A 17015-nucleotide genomic window follows, 5' to 3' on the forward strand; every position below is an offset into this window, starting at 1 on the left:
GCGAAAGGATCCCCGTGCTCCACCTCCCCGACCACTGGGTGTGGGACAGCTGGTCCGTCCACGACGGCACGCACCACCACCTGTTCTTCCTGCGCGCCTCCCGGGCGCTGCTGGACCCGGACCGCCGCCACCTGCGGGCCTCGATCGGTCACGCCCGCTCGAGCGACCTGCGCGCGTGGGAGCTCCTCCCGGACGCCCTGGTCGCGGCGGACTCCCCCGCGTGGGACGACCTGGCCACCTGGACCGGCTCGGTGCTGCGCGGCCCCGACGGCGTCTGGCGGCTCTTCTACACGGGCGTGAGCCGCGCGCAACCGGAGGTCCAGCGGATCGGCGTCGCGACGTCGTCGGACCTGGTCACCTGGCACCGCGCGGACGGGCCGCCGCTGTCCGCGGACCCGCGCTGGTACGAGAAGCTCGGGAGCTGGCACGACGAGGCGTGGCGCGACCCGTGGGTGCTGCCCGACCCCGACGGCGACGGCTGGCACATGCTGCTGACCGCGCGGGTGCCGGACGGCGAGGTGGGCGGGCGCGGCGTCGTCGGGCACGCGTGGAGCGCCGACCTGGAACGCTGGGAGGTGCGACCGCCGCTGTCGGCGCCCGCGGGGTTCGGACAGCTCGAGGTGCCGCAGGTCGCCGTCGTCGACGGGCTGCCCGTGCTGGTGTTCTGCTGCTGGCCGGACCACCTGTCGACCGAGCGCCGGGCTGCGTGGACGGGCGGCGGCGTCTGGGTGGTGCCCGGCGAGGGGCTGCTAGGCCCGTGGGACTTCACGCGGGCGCGCGCGTTCGAGCACCCGTCGCTCTACGCGGCGCGGCTCGTGGAGGACGCCGCGTCACCGAGCGGCTGGTCGCTGCTGGGCTTCCGCGACCGCGAGGACGGGGCGTTCGTCGGCGAGCTGACCGACCCGCTCCCGGTGGTCCGCGACGGCGACACGCTGCGCCTGCTGGCCGACTGACCGCGCGGTACCTTCCCCCCTGAGCCACCACCCCTCGAGTGGAACGTCACTGCTGCGATCCGGCCTCGAGTGGAACGTTGTGCCCCCGTTTCGTTCCACTCGAGAGGTCACGCTGGGGGGTCGACCGGCCACGCGCCCGCGTCTGCTCGCGGCGGCGGGTCGGCCGCCAGGGCCCAGCGGATCAGGTGGGTCACCACGGTGCCCGACGCGCGGGCGCCGCGGGCCCGGGCGCTCGACCGCGACCCGTCCAGCCGCAGCTCGGCGCGCGCCCACGCGGGCAGCAGCTCGACGGCCCCGGCGGTGAGCAGCCCGTAGGGCGCGCGGAGCGGCCCACCGAGCGGTGGCTCCCGCAGGATGAAGTGCGCGGTGTCGAGCGCGGCCTCGGTCGCGGCCAGCTGCGGCCGGAACCCGTCGATCCGCTCGGCGAGCTCCGCCACGCTCTCCGGCACACCGGCCGCCCCGAGCGCCCGCCCGACGACGGCCGTCTGGCGCACGTACTCGTCGCGCCCCGCGCGGTCCAGCGGCCGGGCGCCGTACCGGTCGTGGGCGCGCAGGAAGCTGTCGACCTCCGCGACGTGCACCCACGCGAGCAGCTCGGGGTCGCCGGCGACATACGGCACGCCCGCCGGCGTCTTGCCGCGCACGCGGTCGTGGATGCCGCGCACGCGCGCGACGGCGTCGGCGGCGTCGTCGGCCGCGCCGAAGGTGGTGACCGCGAGGAAGGTGGAGGTGCGCGCGAGCCGGCCCCACGGGTCGCCGCGGTAGCCCGAGTGCGCCGCCACCGCGGACATCGCCGACGGGTGCAGCGACTGCAGGAGCAGCGCGCGCAGCCCGCCGACGAACATCGACGCGTCGCCGTGCACCACCTGGATCGGCGACCCGGCCGGGAACCAGCGCGGCCCGGGACGGGTGTGGATCCGGGCGCGGTTCGCGGGACCGTCGGCCCCGGCCACGCGCTCGAAGATGACGCCGCCGACGCGTCGTCGCACGTCGGTCAGCGTGGTCATGCCGCTCATGCGCATCGTCTCCCGCGTCCTGGTCCGGTCCCGCAGGGCACAACGCTCCGGGCGGCCTCGTTCGTCCCGCCGCCGTGGGAAAGGGTGCGACCGCCGGCCGGAGCGACGACTACCGTTGCTCCGCTCACCACGCCCCAGGAGGACCCGTGCTCGACGTGACCACCGCGGCGCCCGCCGACGCCGGCCGCGACCCGTCGGCCGCGTCGGCCACGCCGGCGACCCTCAGCTGGGACCGGCTGCGGGCCGGCGCGACGGTCGTCGCGGTGGCGGTCGCCATCGTCGCGGCCGTGGCCGAAACGGTGGCGACGGTCGTCGCGGGGCGGCTGGCCGAGGAGCCCACGCCGCGGCTGGTGGTGTCCCTCGGCGTCCTGCTGCTGGGCGCGACGCTCCTCGACACCGCGGGCCGCACGATGTTCTCGACCGTCGTCGGACGCGCGGAGGGACGCCTGCGGACCGACGCCCTCGGCGCCGCCTTCCGGCAGCCGCTGCCCGCGCTCGAGGAGCAGGCCGTCGGCGAGCTCCTGGACCGCATCGACGACGACCCACGCCAGCTCGCCATGCTCATGCGCCGGATGGGCTGGCAGACGGGCCGGAGCCTCCTGCGCTCGACGCTCGCCTGGGTGGTCGCCGGGCTGACGTGGTGGCCGGCGTGGATCGCGTTCCCGGTCGTGGCCGTCGTCATCGTGCTCATCGCGCACCGGCTGACCCCCGAGATGGCGCGCCGCAAGCTCGCCGAGGAGGAGGCCTGGTCGGCGCACTCCGCGCAGCTCGAGGAGGCCGTGGCCGGGCGCGACGACGTCCGGTCCTCCCTCGGGCAGGCGCACGTCGTCCGGCAGTACGCGGAGCGTTCGCGCGACGTCCTGCAGCGGGTCCGCGAGACGTGCCGCGCGTCGACGGCGGTGACCCTGCGGACGGGCCTGGTGCTGCACTCCCTGCTCGCGGCGCTCGCCGTGGCGGGCGTCGCGTTCGTCGGTGACGGGCGGGTGTCCGTGACCCAGCTGGTCACCCTGTGGCTGCTCGTGACGATGTTCGTGGGGCAGCTGAGCCAGCTCAGCAACCACCTGCCCGAGCTGCAGGCGGGCCTCGGCGCTGTCCGGCGGATCCGCTCGCTCCTCGAGGCGCCGCAGGAGCCCCTCGACGGCGGCGCGCTGCCGGACGGGCCGCTCGCGGTCGAGATCCGCGACCTCACGTTCACCTACCCGGGCGGCTTCGCGCTGCGCGAGGTCACGCTGACGGTCCCCGCGGGCACGACGTGCGCCCTGGTCGGCCGCACGGGCGCCGGCAAGTCGACGCTCGCCAAGCTCCTCTCGCGCGCGGTGGAGCCGCCGGCCGGGACGGTGCTCGTCGGCGGGCGGGACGTGACGGCGACGGCGATCGACGACCTCCGCCGGTCGGTGGGCGTCGTCACGCAGCGCACCGAGATCATCGCCGCGACCCTCGCGGAGAACATCACGCTGTTCGCGGACGTGCCGCGCACCCGCGTGGAGGCGGCCGTGGAGGCGCTCGGCCTGACCGCGTGGGTCGCGTCCCTGCCCGACGGCCTGGACACCCGGTTGGGCGCGTCCGGCACGACGTTGTCGGCGGGCGAGGAGCAGCTGGTCGCCTTCGCGCGGCTGCTCGTCCGCGACGTCGGGATCGTCGTCCTCGACGAGGCGACCGCCCGGATGGACCCGCAGACCGAGCACCGCGTCACGCACGCCGCCGAGCGGCTCCTCGCCGGGCGGACCGGCATCGTCGTCGCCCACCGGCTGTCGACCACGCGGCGCTGCGACGCCGTCGCGGTCCTGGACCGCGGCCGCCTCGTCCAGCACGGGGACCGCGCGCGCCTGGCGCGGGAGGACGGGCCGTACCGCGACCTGCTGCGCGCGGGCGGGGAGGAGCGGCAGGTCACCGCGGGGGCGCCGCTGGTCTCGCGCGCCGAGCGTCGGCCGCGCCGGGCCGTGGCTCCGGTGCCCGCGCCGCACCTCGCCCGGACGGTCGCGCGCATGATCACCGTGCACCCGCGCTGGGGCCTCGTGGGCGCGGCGGGCTTCCTCGTGTCCTCGCTGCTCGGCGCGTACGGCGCGGTCACCGGGTGGCTCTGGGGGCAGGTCGTCACCGCCCTCGACGCGGGCGAGCGCCCGTGGGCGACGACGATCGCGCTCGCCGTCGTCCTGCTGGCCGCACCCGTCGCCATCGCGATCGCGTTCCGCACCTACCCGCTGTGGTGGTCCGCGGTCGGCCTCCGGCTGCGGCTGGCGGTGCTGCGCGGCCAGACCCGGCAGCACCGGCTGCCGCGGACGCCCCCCGGCGAGGTCACCGCGCGCGCCCTCGACTCCGACCGGGCCGTCTGGTACGCCGACCGCTGGGTCGACGTCGGCACGGGCGTGGCCGTGGTCGTCGCGACCGGGGTCGCCGGGCGCAGCCTTCTCGCGGCCGCCGTCGTCGCGGCGGTGCTCGTCCTCTCGGCGGTCGTCTCTGCGGCCGGCTCACCGCTCGCGGGCCGTTCGGCGCGCGTCGCGGGCGACGAGCGCGCCGCGTACGGCCGCTCGCTCGTGTCCGTGCTCGACGCCGTGCGCACCATCAAGCTCGCGGCCGTGGACGACGTCGTGCAGGCGCACCTGACGCGGGTCGACGCGCGCCGCATCGCGGCCTCCGTGCGCGAGCACCGCGTGCGGTCGGTGCTCGACGGCGTCCCCGCGTTCCTCGTCCAGGCCGGCGTGACGGCCGCGTGGGCGGTCTACTTCACGGGCTTCTGGGGGCTGGCGACGGCGCTGCTGGTCAGCACGGCGGTCGCGGGCTCCGGCTGGTTCGGCACGGTCTTCGGCGCCGCGGTCACAGAGGCCCCCGTGGCCCGCCGCTGGCTCCAGGCGACCGCCGAGCTGGCCGGCAGCCCGGACCTCGTCTCGCTGCCCCCGGGCGTGGACCTCGCGACCGGGCGTGCGCCGGCCCCCGCGACGCCGCCGCGCGTCCCGCTGCGCCGCCTGACCCTGGACGGCCTGACCGCCGTGCACGACGACGGAACCGTGGGCGTGGCCGACGTCGACCTGACCCTCGAAGCGGGCGAGCTGGTGCTCCTCACCGGCCGGGTGGGCTCCGGGAAGTCGAGCCTGCTCGCCGCGCTGGCGGGTCTCGTCGACCACGAGGGCGCGATCAGGTGGAACGACGAGGAGGTCGAGGACCCCGAGCTGTTCCTGCGCCCGGGGCAGGTCGCGTACGTCGCGCAGGTGCCGCGCGTCCTCAGCGGCACCTTCGGCGACAACATCGCCCTGGACCACGACCGCGGTCTCGAGGCCGCGACCGACGACGCCCGTCTCGCCTCCGACGTCGAGGCGGCCGGCGGCCACGGCGCGCTCGTCGGCCATCGCGGTGCGCGGCTGTCCGGCGGGCAGGTGCAGCGGCTGGCGCTCGCCCGCGCGCTCGCGACGGGCGCCGAGCTCATCGTGGCCGACGACGTCTCCTCCGCCCTCGACGCACGCACCGAGGGCGAGCTGTGGGACGCGCTCGCCCGGCGCGGGACAACGGTCGTCGGCGCGACGTCGAAGGCGTCCGCGCTCGCGCGGGCCGACCGCGTCGTCGTCCTCGACGAGGGCCGGGTCGCCGCGACCGGCCCGTGGCACGAGCTCGTCGACGAGTGGGGCCACCTCGCGGGCTGAGGCCGAGGCGCCCGGCACCCGGACCACCCGAGGGACGGCATCGTGGAGCGTTCCTTGCACCGGGCGAACGAAACGCGTCACGATGCCGTCCTTCGCCAGGACGGCGACCGCCCACGCCCCGGGGAGGCCCGCGTGCACACCGATGACGGCGACTGGCACTACGTGCCGCTGGGACCGGAGACCGAGGCCGACCGGGCCAAGCGGCGACCGTTCGACCTGACCGAGCTCCGGCCGATCGCCACGGTGGCCGTGTGCGAGCTGGGCACGCCCTCGCCCGAGAACACGGCGCCGACCGTCGCCATGACGATCACCCAGTGCGTACGCCTGTCCGACGACTCCCTGATCCGGCTGGACATGGACCGGGGCTTCTCGTCCTCGCACCACGGCGCACCGCCGGGGGCACCGATCTCGTGGAAGCAGCCGCTGGACGAGCTGATCGCGGAGGTCCTGGTGCTGGTCGGGTCCGACGACGGCGACGACCCGGACGGCCACCCCTGGGACGAGCTCGCGACGGCGGCCCGCACGCGGGGCGTCGAGGTGGACGCGGAGACCCTGAGCCGCCTGCCGTACCAGGTGCTCCTCTCGACCGAGGTGGTCGCGCTCTTCGTCGCCTGACGCCGCGGACGCGGCGTCCCCGCCCCTCCACGCCGGGCCCGCGCTCCGGTGAAGGGTTCCTACCGCTTTCCGGTAGGAAGCCTTCGCCCGAACGGCTGGGCGAGCGTCAGCCCCGGTGCCGGAACGGTGCCAGCGTCGCGCGCGCGATCTCCGCCGCCCCCCAGTCGGGCTCGAACTGCGCGATCACCGCGAGGTGCTGGCGCAGCTGGATGATCGGCATCCGCTCCCGCCAGCCCGCGTCGAGGCCGGTGAGCTCGGCGTAGCGCTCGAAGAACCCCGCCGCCTCGGGCGGGGGCGCGGTCGTCCACAGGTGCGCCAGGTCGACCTCGGCCCACATGTACGAGACCGCCGGGTCGATGAGCGCTGGCCGCCCGTCGAGCGTCGCGAGGACGTTCTGCGCCCACAGGTCCCCGTGCGTCAGGCACGCGGGCGCGTCGGGCAGCAGCTCGGGAAGCCGCGCGCACAGGTGCTCGAGCGCGGCCCGGTCCTCGGCGTCCAGGGCCGCGTCGACGCGCGGCTCCCCCAGCCAGCGCAGCAGCCGGTGCTCGGCGAAGAACGCGAACCCGTCGTCGGTCCAGGTGTTGACCTGCCGCCGACGGCCGAGCCACGTGTCCCGGTGCCAGCCGAACCGCGGGTGCGTCGTCGCCTGGTGCAGGTGGGCGAGGTCGTGCGCGAGCCGCTCCCAGAACGCCTCGTCGCGCGGGCGGGGCGCGAGCGCCTCCAGCACCAGGAGGTCCGCGCTCGCGTGCAGCACCTGCGGCGTCGCGACGCCCGCCGCGCGCAGGGCGTCCAGCCCCTCCGCCTCGGTCGCGAAGGCCTCCCCCGACGGCGCCTCCTCGAACGCCTTCACGAACAGCGCCGTCCCGTCCGCCCGCCGCGCGATCCCCGCGGTCGCGGCCAGCCCGCCGGTGGCCGGCGCGACGGCGACGACGTCCTCGAACCCCGCCGCGCGCACCCGGGCGAGCAGCAGCGCCGTCGTCGGCTCGCTCACGTCCGCCTCCGCACCTCGGGGAGGCAGCATCCTGACACGACGAAGGCCCCCACCCGCGTTCCCGCCGGTGAGGGCCTTCGATCCTGTGCGCCCGAAGGGACTCGAACCCCCAACCTTCTGATCCGTAGTCAGATGCTCTATCCATTGAGCTACGGGCGCATGGCCCCGGAGGGCCGCAGACGAGGATACATGCTCCCGGGCGTCCGGACCCAACCGCATGGTCCCGCCCTCGCCGATCGGCCCGGGACGGCGCCCGACGCCGGACCCGCCGACCCCTGACGCACGACTTGGCCCGGCGGACCCCAGGGGGCAGGGGCGACCGGGCCAAGAGCGGAGACGGTGGGATTTGAACCCACGGAGGGGGTTGCCCCCCTCACGGCCTTAGCAGGGCCGCGCACTAGGCCTGGCTATGCGACGTCTCCCAGACGCCCGCCAGGGTACCGGCCGAAGCCCCCCGTGACCAAAGCACCGCTCCACCCGGTGCACGACGGCGCCCCGCGGCCCGCGAGTCGCCGCCCGGCAGCCCGCCGACTACCGCTCGAACGCCCAGGCGCGGTCGGTGAGGACGCGGGCCCCCGCGAGCCCGATGGCGATGCAGATCGTCACGAAGAAGGCCGTCACGCCCGCCGCCACGGCCGCCTCGTAGTCGCCGTTGTTGAGGGCGACCAGCGCCCGGTAGGTCGCGGCGCCCGGCACCATGATGACGACGGCGGGCACGGACACGGTGATGCGCGGGACGCGCAGCCGCGGCGCGACGACGGCCGCGAGGAGCCCGACGACCAGCGTCGCCACGACGGTGGCCGCCTGCATGGCAGCGCCGGCGTCGGCCATCTGCAGGCGCAGCACGTTGGCGACCATGCCGATGAGGGCCGCGCCGAGCGCCATCCGCAACGTGGAGTTGAACATCAGCGCGAACCCGAGCACGCCGAGGAAGCTGGCGACCAGCCGCAGCGCGACGACGATCCACAGGTCGAGGTCGGGGGGCGCGATGGGGTCTGCGGACAGGCCGGTCAGCCACGCGAAGCCCCACACCGACAGGCCCGCCGACGTGACGATGATCATCCCGTAGACGGCGCGCGCGACGCCCGCGGAGAAGTCCATCTTGGCCAGGTCCAGCGCGGCCGTGACCAGCGCGAACCCGGGCACCAGGAAGAGCACGGCCGAGACGAAGCCGGCCTGGTGGTGCGCGGCGACCTCGGCCGTCGAGAGGTCGAGCGCCGTGACGAAGCCCAGGTAGACCAGGCACGCGAGCGCGGCGGCCATCATCGTCACCGCGAACTGGTTGAAGCCGCGGTGCGCGAACCAGCGGCGCAACGCCTGGCCGGCCCCCGCCCCCAGGAACGCCCCCACCACCTCCACGACGCCGCCGTTGTTGAGGAACGCGAAAGCCCCGCAGGCCGTCGCGGCGAAGAGGGCGTTGGGGACCGCGCCGTAGAGCGGCCGGATGGCCTCGATCCGGTCGAGCTCGCGGTTGACCTCCTCGACGGTCGCGCCGGGCTGCAGCGCGTTCGTCAGGTCCGTCAGCTCGCCGAGCCGGTGCGCGTTCACCCCGACGGCGCGCACCTCCGCGACCTCCGTGCGGAAGATCGCGCCGCGGTGGGACGTCGTCGTGATCTCCGTGAGCGTCACGTGCGCCTCGTGCCGGTCGAGCCCGAACGCGCGCGCGACCTGCTGCATCGCGGACTTCACGCGGTAGGAGCCGGTGCCCGACGCGAGCATCGCCTTCCCGACGCGGAGCACCGCGCCCGACTGCCGGATGAGCTCGACGGGCTCGAGCGCCTCGTCACCCGACCTGGTCATGCGCACATCCTGGCGCGCGACGGCGCCGGTGGCATGGGACTGTCCGCAGACAGGACGACGACGGCCGCCCCCTCCCGCGCCCCGGCCCGCGCGACTAGCGTGATCACGCAGGCACGGGCCCATCAGGGGGGAGGGCAGCCGCTGTGACGCAGCCGACGCCGGGCGGCCCCGGAGCCCTGGACCCCCGACCTGCCGCCCCGCCGGACCCGCGCGACGACGGCGCGCCACCCGAGGACGGCGCGCCACCCGAGGAACCGGCGCTCGACCCTGCCGCCGACGGCGCGGACGCGCGCGACGGCGTCGGGCTGTGCCTGTCGGGCGGCGGCTACCGGGCGATGCTGTTCCACGTCGGCGGGCTGCGCCGCCTGAACGAGCTCGGGCTGCTCCCCGGCCTGACGCGCGTCGCCTCGGTCTCCGGCGGCTCGCTCGCGGCGGGCGTGCTCGCCCTCGCGTGGCGCGACCTCGCGTTCGACGACGACGGCGTCGCCCGCCGCTTCACCGAGCTGGTCGAGGCCCCGCTGCTCCGCCTCGCGGGCCGCACCATCGACACCCCGGCGGTGCTCACGGGCCTGTGGCCGGGCCGCATCTCGCGCCGCGTCGCGGCGGCGTACGACCACGCGGTCTTCCACGGCGCCACCCTCCAGGACCTGCCCGACGACGACGCCGGGCCCACCTTCGTCGTCCTCGCGACGAACCTGTCCACCGGGACGCTGTGGCGCTTCACGCGCGCGCAGATGGGCGACTGGCGCACCTCGCCGGTCCGCTCGCCGGACCTGCGGCTGGCCGACGCCGTGGCGGCGTCGTCCGCGTTCCCGCCGTTCCTGTCCCCGCACCTGCTGCGGGTCCGCGGACGCACCGTCCACCTGACCGACGGCGGCGTCTACGACAACCTGGGCCTCGAGCCCGTGGTCAAGACGTGCGCGACGGTGCTGGTCAGCGACGGCGGCGGCACGTTCGGCGAGCCGAAGGTGCCCGCGCGCGACTGGATCCGCGCCACCCTGCGCACGCTGCAGACCATCGACGTGCAGGTGCGGCGGCTGCGGCGTCGGCAGATCGTGGGGCTGCTCGCGACGGGCGCGCGGGCGGGCGCGTTCTGGGCGGTCAGCTCCGACCGCGCGTCGTTCGCCGCGCCGGGTGGACCGCCCGCGCCCCTCGAGGCGACGACCGCGCTGGCCCGCACGCCCACCCGCCTGGGCCGGCTGCCCGAGCGCACCCGGCACCGGCTCGTGAACTGGGGCTACGTCGCCGCCGACGCCGCCGTGCGGACCTGGCTCGAGCAGGACGCGGCCCCGCCGGAGACCCTGCCGTACCCGGCGGCCGGGATCTGAGAGGAGCGCTGTGATGCGGCTGCGCGTGGGAGTGGTGGGGGTCGACGCCCGGGGGGCCGCCGCCGTCGCGGCCGCGGCGGGGCACGCCGACCTGCTCGCCGTGAAGCCGCTGCCCGCGGGCGTCCAGCTCCTCCTCACGCCCGCGGCCCTGCTCGACGATGCCGCCCGCGGCGGGACGCGCGCGCGGTTCGTCGTCGTGCTGGGCGATCCCGCCGGGCTCGATCCCGCTGCCGTCGCCGCCGCGGCGGACGCGCTCGGCGCCGACCTGGTGGTCGCCCGCTGGTCGCCCGCGCGGGACGACCACGGCGGACCGGACCACGCACCCGGGGATCCCGACGACGCCGGCGCCGTGCTGCGCGGCGTCGTGGACGCCCTGGTCGGCGGCGCGGTCCTCGGCGACGCGTTCCTCGCGGGCCTCGGCGCGGTGACCCCGCTCATCGGCGACGCGAGCCTGCTCAGCTGGACGGACCTGGGCGCGCTGCTCGACCCCTTCGGCGGGCGGGGCGCGGGCGCCGAGCCGCCGGAAGCGGCCGCGCCGCCGGAGACCGCCCCGCCCGACGACGCCGCCCCGCCGCCGCCACCCGCACCCCCCTCGCCACCGCCACCGCCGCCACGCGCACGCCCGCGGAGACGGACCCCCGCGCCGGCACCTCCACCCCACGAGCCCGCACCCGCGCCCGCACCCGAGCCGCCACCGCCCGGCACCGACGACCGCTGGCTGCAGTGCACCGTGGCCCCCGACGCGCGGGCCGCCCGGTCGGCCGAGCGCGCCGGCACGCCGCTACCCGCGCACGCCGTGACCGAGGGCCGCAACCGCGTGACGGTCTTCGTCGGCCCCGCCGAGGCCGGCGCCCTGCGCGCGGGCGACCTCACGGACGCCGAGCTGGGCTTCACCTCCCCCGACGTCGAGTCCGTGCGCCTGACGGCCGTCCTGGTCCCGCTGCACCCGCGCGGTGAGCCGAGCCGCGCGACGCTCCGGGTGCCGCGCGTCGGGCGGTCGAGCGACGCCGTCCTGCGGCTGGACGTGCCGGCGGGCACGCGGGAGGTGTCCGCGCGCCTGCTCCTGGTGCACCGCAACCGGGTGCTGCAGACGGCCGTCCTGAGCGGCGCCGTCGGGGGCAGCGCCACGCTGACGGAGCTCGCGCTCGTCCGGCCGGGCCTGGCGGGGCTGCGCGACCGGCGGCGGTTCGACGCGACGGTCGTCGCGAACCACGACGCCGCGGGCCGCGCCGGCCTCATGGGGCACCGCGACGGGCGGACCACCAGCGTCGAGGTCGCGGCGATGCGCGAGATCGAGCCGGTGCTCGGGCGGCTGCGCAGCCTGCTGATCTCGGCGGCCTACCTGCCGACGCGGCGCCCCACGCGGGCGGACGACGGCGTACCCCGGCACGCGTGGACCCGCCGCGAGGTCGACCTGCTCGTCGAGCTCGCGGTGCACGGCCGGGACCTGCACGGCTTCCTCGAGGCCGCCCTGCTGCCGTTCGGCGCCGAGCTGAAGCGGCTCCAGGTGGTCACCGCCCGGACCGGCGCGTTCCTGCCGCTCGAGCTCGCCTACACGCGACCGGCACCCGACCCGGACGCGGGCATCTGCCCGTCCTGGGCCGCGGGCGGGAGCGCGTGCGGACCGGGCTGCGGCGCCGGACCGGACGACACGAGCATCGTCTGCCCGGCCGCGTTTCTCGGGCTCTCGGCGACGATCGAGCGCCACTACGTCGACGGCCCGCAGAGCGCCGACGGGCGTCAGTACCTCACCACGGCCGCCCCGGTGCGCGGCCGGTCCCGGCTGACGGTCACCCGCGGCGCCCTCGGCGCGAGCAGCACCGTGGCCGCGAAGGACGTCGCGGCGGCCCTCGCCGCCCTGGCCGCCGTGGACCCGGGCGTCCGACGCGCGGGCACGTGGCAGGAGTGGACGACCGCGCTGGCCGCGGCGGACACCGACCTGCTCGTGCTCGTCCCCCACGCGGACGTGCAGCGCGCCACCCTGGAGATCTCGACGGCGACGCTCGCGCGCGGGCGCATCGAGGCCCGGCACGTCACGGGCGGGCGCGACGTCCGGCCGGTCGTGCTCCTGCTCGGCTGCGACACGGCCGGGTCGGCGGAGGACCCGGCCGGGTTCGCGACGCGGTTCCTCGCGCGCGACGCGGCGGTCGTCGTCGCGAGCCTGACGATGCTGGGCACCGGGCACGCGGCGCGGCTCGCCGGGCGCCTGGTCACGGACCTGCGGGCGGCGGCGGGCGACCGACGCCGGACGCCCGTGGGCGACCTGGTCACGGCGTGCCGGCGGGCCGCCGTCGCGGACGGGCTGATCGCGGCCCTGGCGGTCGCGGCCTACGGCGACGCGGACTGGACGATCTGAGAACCGGGAGGCCCGGATGTTCACCGTCGAGATGCTCCCCGCGCAGCGGGGCGACTGCCTGTGGCTCACCTGGGGCGAGGGCGAGGACCTGCACCACGCGCTCGTCGACGGCGGGCCGGCCGTGACGATCCCCACGCTGGTCCCCGAGCTCGAGCGGCGCATCGCCGCCCTTGCCGGGCGCACGAACCGCGTCGAGCTGCTGGTCGTGACGCACGTGGACACCGACCACGTGCTGGGCGTGGTGTCGCTGCTGTCCGACCACCGGCGCGTGCCGCTCTTCCGCGACGTCTGGTTCAACGGGTTCCGGCACCTCGGCGCGGGCCTGCTCGGGGGGCTCGACGGCGAGCGCCTCACCGCGGCGCTGCTGGAGCACGAGGACCGTTGGAACCGCGCCTTCGACGGCGGCCCGGTGATGCTGCCCGACGGCGCCCCGCCGCCCGTCGTCACGCTGCGCGGCGGGCTGACGCTGACCGTCCTGGGTCCGCGACCCGCGACGCTCGCGAAGCTCGCTCCCGAGTGGGAGGAGGCGTGCCGCAAGGCGCGGATCCTCCCGGGGCAGGGCGCGGAGATCGAGCGGGAGTCGTGGCGGCGGACGCAGCTGCTCGGGTTCGACGTCGACGCGCTCGCCGCGGCGCCCTACCGCAAGGACCGCAGCGTGCCGAACGCGTCGGGCATCACGCTGATCGCCGAGTACGCGGGCCGGCGCGTGCTGCTGCTGGGGGACGCGCCGTCGGAGGAGGTGCTGCCCGGACTCGAGCGGTTCGGCCCTGGCCCGTACCGGTTCGCGGCCGTGAAGATGAGCCACCACGGCTCGCGCGCGAACACCTCGCCGGCGTTCCTCGCCCGGGTGCAGTCGTCGACCTGGCTCGTGTCGACCGACGGCGCCGGGCACCACCACCCTGACCCGGAGGCCCTCGCACGGGTGGTGACGACGCAGCGGCGCCCGACCTTCGTGTTCAACCACGTCACCGACGAGGTGCGCGACTGGGTGGACGGCGCGGGCGACCGCTGGCGCGTCAAGCTCCCCCGCCGTCGGCCGGGCGGTACGTACGCCACGGGCATCCGCCACCGCGTGGCGTGACGGGTGGTCAGGCGACCGGGCCCAGGACGCGGTCGGTGTAGACGTTCGCGAAGCGCGCCGTCGGGTCCACTCGCGCGCGGACGTCGCGGACGTCCGCGAGCCGCGGGTAGAGCGCCGACAGCCGCTCCACGCCCAGCCCGTGCAGCTTGCCCCAGTGCGGACGCCCGTCGACCCCGCCCATGATCGCCTCGACGGCGTCGAAGTACCGGGCGTGCGGCAGCCGGTGGTACTGGTGCACGGCCACGTACGCGGTCTCGCGGCTGTACGCGGTGGAGAGCCAGACGTCGTCGGGCGCGGCGAAGCGGATCTCCACCGGGAAGGGCACCGGCTCGCGCGTCCGGCGCAGCCACCTGTCGACCTCGGCGACGACGTCGCGCAGCGCGGCCCGCGGGACCGCGTACTCCATCTCGCGGAAGACGACGCGGCGCGGGCTGACGAAGACGTCCGCCGACGGCGCGGCGTACGTGCGGTCGGACAGCAGCCGCGCGGCCACGGCGTTGACCGCCGGGACCATACGCGGGGCGGCCGCGGCGAGGCGGTTCGTCAGCTCGAAGACGCCGTTGCTGAGCAGCTCGTCCTCGAGCCAGCGCCGGACCGGCGACAGGCCGGGCACGCCGTCGGCCGGGTCGACGCGGTCGTTGCGCTTGACCAGTGCGCGCCGCGTGAACGGGAACCAGAACATGTCGACGTGGTCGGTCGTGGCCACCCAGCCGTCCGGGCCCTCGAGGGCGTCCAGGGCCTCGTCGAGGTCGTAGACCTCCTCCCGGGCACGCAGCGTGAACGCGGGCACGGCGCGCAGCGTGACCGCGACGAGCACCCCGAGCGCACCGAGCCCGAGCCGGGCGGCCTCGAACAGGGCGGGGTCGCGGACGGCGTCGGCCTCGCAGACCTCGCCGTCGGCGGTCACCAGCCGCAGCCCGGTGACCTGCGACGCCAGGCCGCCCACGCGCAGGCCCGTGCCGTGCGTGCCGGTCGAGATCGCGCCCGCGATCGACTGGTGGTCGATGTCGCCGAGGTTCGCCATGGCCAGGCCACGCGCCGCGAGCGCGGCGCCCAGCGCCCGCAGCCGGATCCCGGCGCCCACGGTCACGAGGGCCGTCCCGTCCGCCTGCGGCTCGACGGTCTCCACCGCGGCGAGGCGGTCGAGGTTGAGCAGCACGCCGTCGGTGGCGGCGCAGTCGGTGAAGGAGTGCCCGCCGCCGACGGCGCGCACGCGCAGGCCGTGCCGTGCCGCCCAGCGCACGGCGCGCTGGACCTCGTCCGTGTCGCGTGGGCGCCAGAAGCGCACGGCCCGCGCGTCGGCGGTCCCGGACCAGTTGCGCCAGACCCCCGGCGAGTGGCTCGTCATGATCGGTGACTACCGGTGCTGGTCCGCGCCCGTCAAGATGACACGGTGATCTCCGGTGAATGTCGTGCGGCGGCGGCGGACCTGCCCGCGCCGGTCGCCGTCGTGGACCTCGCCGCGTTCGACGCCAACGCGGCCGAGCTGCTCCGCCGCGCGGGCGGCCGGCCGGTCCGGCTCGCGACCAAGTCCGTCCGCGTCCCTGCGCTGGTCGAACGCGCTCTCGCGGCCGGGTTCACCGGCCTGATGGCCTACTCGGTGCGCGAGGCCGCCTGGTGGGCCCGGCGCGGCGTCGACGACGTGCTGCTCGGCTACCCGAGCGCCGACCTCGCGGCCCTCACCGAGGTGGTCGCCGACCCGGCCCTGCGCGCGGCGGTCACGGTCATGGCCGACGACGTCGCCCACCTCGCCCTGCTGGACCGGGCCCGCGCGGCGGCGGGCGCGCCCGACGCCGTCGTGCGCGTGTGCCTGGACGTGGACGCCTCGCTCGAGCCCGGCCCGGCCGCGCTCGGCCGACGGCGCCCCCACCTGGGCGTGCGGCGCTCGCCCCTGCGCACGCCCGACGACGCCGCCGCGCTCGCGGGCGAGGCGCACCGGCGCGGGTTCGACGTGCGCGGGCTGATGTTCTACGAGGCGCAGGTCGCGGGCCTGCCGGACACCTCGGCCGCCGTCCGCGCGGTCAAGCGCGCGTCGCTCGCCGAGCTGGCCGTGCGCCGGGGCACGGTGGTCGCGGCGGTGACCGGCGCCGTCGGGCACGGGCTCGCGGTGGTCAACGGCGGCGGGACGGGCTCGCTCGCGGCGACCGCCGCCGACCCGGCGGTGACCGAGCTGACCGCCGGCTCCGGGCTGCTCGCGCCCACGCTCTTCGACGGGTACCGCGTGCCGGACGGCGGGCGGGCCCTGCGGCCGGCGGCGTTCCTGGGGCTCGACGTCGTGCGGCGGCCGGCGCCCGGCGTCGTGACGGTGTTCAGCGGCGGCTACATCGCCTCGGGGGCCGTCGGGCCGAGCCGCGCGCCCACGCCCGTGCACCCGCCGGGCCTCCGGCTGACGCGGTCCGAGGGCGCCGGCGAGGTGCAGACCCCGCTGCGCGGGCGGGCGGCCGACGGGCTCGCCGTCGGGGACCGGGTGTGGTTCCGGCACGCGAAGGCCGGCGAGGTCATGGAGCGCTTCGCGGAGGTCGCGCTCGTGGGGCCGGCCCGCGACGTCGTGCCCACCTACCGCGGGCTGGGGCTCACGTTCGGCTGAACCGGCTTCCGGACGATGCGCGGCGGCGACGGGCGCCCGAGGAGATGCGCCCGTCGCCGCCGGTCCGGCCGCGTCGCGGCCGAGCAGCCCCCGCCCGGTCCGGGCTACTCGCGCCGACGGGCCGTGACGGCCCGCTGCAGCAGGACGAACACGAGCAGGATGCCGCCCGTGATGATGGTGGTGGTCTCCGGCTTGATCCCGCCGTCGCGGGTGATCAGCACGTTCATGATCCCCAGCACCAGCGCGCCGACGACCGACCCGAGCACGAAGCCCGCGCCGCCCGACAGCAGCGTGCCGCCGATGACCGTCGCCGCGATCGCGTCGAGCTCCCAGCCCAGGCCGGTGATGTTCTGCGCGATGCCGAGCCGGGAGGTGAACACGACGGCCGCGAGGCCGGAGAGCGTGCCGCTCATCGTGTAGATCGTCAGGATCGTGCGCTTGACCGGCAGACCCATGAGGGCCGCCGACTGCCGCGAGCCGCCCATCGCGTAGATGGTCCGGCCCAGCCGCGTGCGGTGCATGACGAAGAACGCGACGAGCACCACGACGATGGCGATGATCACGCCCGGCGAGATCGTCAGGTCGTTCACCTTCGGCCCGTCGATGATCTTGATGACCTCGCCGACGTCGCGGATCGGCGAGTCGTCCGCGAG

The 17015-nt window shown here is 76.6% G+C and carries 12 protein-coding genes and 2 tRNA genes; 7 read left to right on the top strand and 7 right to left on the bottom strand.

The genetic code is table 11. The features are described 5' to 3' along the window. Positions 1 to 14 precede the first annotated feature (14 nt). Complete coding sequence (locus tag AFE02nite_RS10755) at positions 15 to 953, top strand: glycoside hydrolase family protein (protein ID WP_034247269.1); 939 nt, start codon at positions 15 to 17, stop codon at positions 951 to 953. Positions 954 to 1060: 107 nt separating this feature from the next. Here the strand turns inward: AFE02nite_RS10755 and AFE02nite_RS10760 are convergent, their stop codons facing one another. After that, the gene (locus tag AFE02nite_RS10760; protein ID WP_034247267.1) at positions 1061 to 1969 is read right to left on the bottom strand and encodes an oxygenase MpaB family protein; all 909 of its coding nucleotides are present in this window, start codon (positions 1967 to 1969) and stop codon (positions 1061 to 1063) included. A gap of 146 nt (positions 1970 to 2115) precedes the next feature. Here AFE02nite_RS10760 and AFE02nite_RS10765 point away from each other — a divergent pair, with 146 nt between their 5' ends. Together AFE02nite_RS10765 and AFE02nite_RS10770 are read left to right on the top strand one after the other, a co-directional pair. Then, the gene (locus AFE02nite_RS10765) at positions 2116 to 5604 is read left to right on the top strand and encodes an ABC transporter ATP-binding protein (protein ID WP_222594388.1); all 3489 of its coding nucleotides are present in this window, start codon (positions 2116 to 2118) and stop codon (positions 5602 to 5604) included. Between the two features lie 132 nt (positions 5605 to 5736). Next, entirely contained in the window at positions 5737 to 6219 is a 483-nt protein-coding gene (locus tag AFE02nite_RS10770; protein WP_034248224.1) for a hypothetical protein, read from the top strand. A gap of 106 nt (positions 6220 to 6325) precedes the next feature. On the opposite strand, the gene AFE02nite_RS10775 is transcribed toward AFE02nite_RS10770, so the two are convergent. The 4 genes from AFE02nite_RS10775 to AFE02nite_RS10790 form a co-directional block, all read right to left on the bottom strand. Next, the gene (locus tag AFE02nite_RS10775) at positions 6326 to 7210 is read right to left on the bottom strand and encodes a fructosamine kinase family protein (protein ID WP_034248222.1); all 885 of its coding nucleotides are present in this window, start codon (positions 7208 to 7210) and stop codon (positions 6326 to 6328) included. A gap of 86 nt (positions 7211 to 7296) precedes the next feature. Then, positions 7297 to 7369: transfer RNA gene (locus AFE02nite_RS10780), tRNA-Arg, on the bottom strand. Between the two features lie 172 nt (positions 7370 to 7541). Further along, a tRNA-Ser gene (locus tag AFE02nite_RS10785) sits at positions 7542 to 7632 on the bottom strand. Positions 7633 to 7741: 109 nt separating this feature from the next. Further along, the gene (locus AFE02nite_RS10790) at positions 7742 to 9010 is read right to left on the bottom strand and encodes a threonine/serine exporter family protein (protein WP_034248220.1); all 1269 of its coding nucleotides are present in this window, start codon (positions 9008 to 9010) and stop codon (positions 7742 to 7744) included. A gap of 143 nt (positions 9011 to 9153) precedes the next feature. On the opposite strand from AFE02nite_RS10790, the gene AFE02nite_RS10795 reads away from it, so the two are divergent. Genes AFE02nite_RS10795 through AFE02nite_RS10805 form a run of 3 tightly spaced genes read left to right on the top strand, consistent with a single transcriptional unit; the run spans position 9154 to position 13775 of the window. Further along, the gene (locus AFE02nite_RS10795; RefSeq protein ID WP_222594389.1) at positions 9154 to 10338 is read left to right on the top strand and encodes a patatin-like phospholipase family protein; all 1185 of its coding nucleotides are present in this window, start codon (positions 9154 to 9156) and stop codon (positions 10336 to 10338) included. Positions 10339 to 10351: 13 nt separating this feature from the next. Beyond that, positions 10352 to 12694, top strand: coding sequence for a hypothetical protein (locus AFE02nite_RS17425; protein ID WP_186814536.1), 2343 nt, complete (start codon positions 10352 to 10354; stop codon positions 12692 to 12694). Positions 12695 to 12710: 16 nt separating this feature from the next. Continuing rightward, the gene (locus AFE02nite_RS10805) at positions 12711 to 13775 is read left to right on the top strand and encodes a ComEC/Rec2 family competence protein (RefSeq protein WP_052114094.1); all 1065 of its coding nucleotides are present in this window, start codon (positions 12711 to 12713) and stop codon (positions 13773 to 13775) included. A gap of 7 nt (positions 13776 to 13782) precedes the next feature. Here AFE02nite_RS10805 and AFE02nite_RS10810 read toward each other — a convergent pair whose 3' ends face one another. Next, a complete protein-coding gene (locus AFE02nite_RS10810) occupies positions 13783 to 15123 on the bottom strand; it encodes a D-arabinono-1,4-lactone oxidase (protein ID WP_034249252.1) in 1341 nt (446 codons plus the stop codon). A gap of 45 nt (positions 15124 to 15168) precedes the next feature. On the opposite strand from AFE02nite_RS10810, the gene AFE02nite_RS10815 reads away from it, so the two are divergent. Next, positions 15169 to 16362, top strand: coding sequence for a type III PLP-dependent enzyme domain-containing protein (locus AFE02nite_RS10815; RefSeq protein ID WP_146819614.1), 1194 nt, complete (start codon positions 15169 to 15171; stop codon positions 16360 to 16362). A 104-nt stretch (positions 16363 to 16466) separates the two neighbouring features. Here AFE02nite_RS10815 and AFE02nite_RS10820 read toward each other — a convergent pair. Then, a partial coding sequence (locus tag AFE02nite_RS10820; RefSeq protein WP_034247744.1) for an ABC transporter permease subunit occupies positions 16467 to 17015 on the bottom strand: 549 nt, incomplete at its 5' end.

Origin of the sequence: Actinotalea fermentans, assembly GCF_007991475.1 — a bacterium.
Lineage (GTDB): Bacteria > Actinomycetota > Actinomycetes > Actinomycetales > Cellulomonadaceae > Actinotalea > Actinotalea fermentans.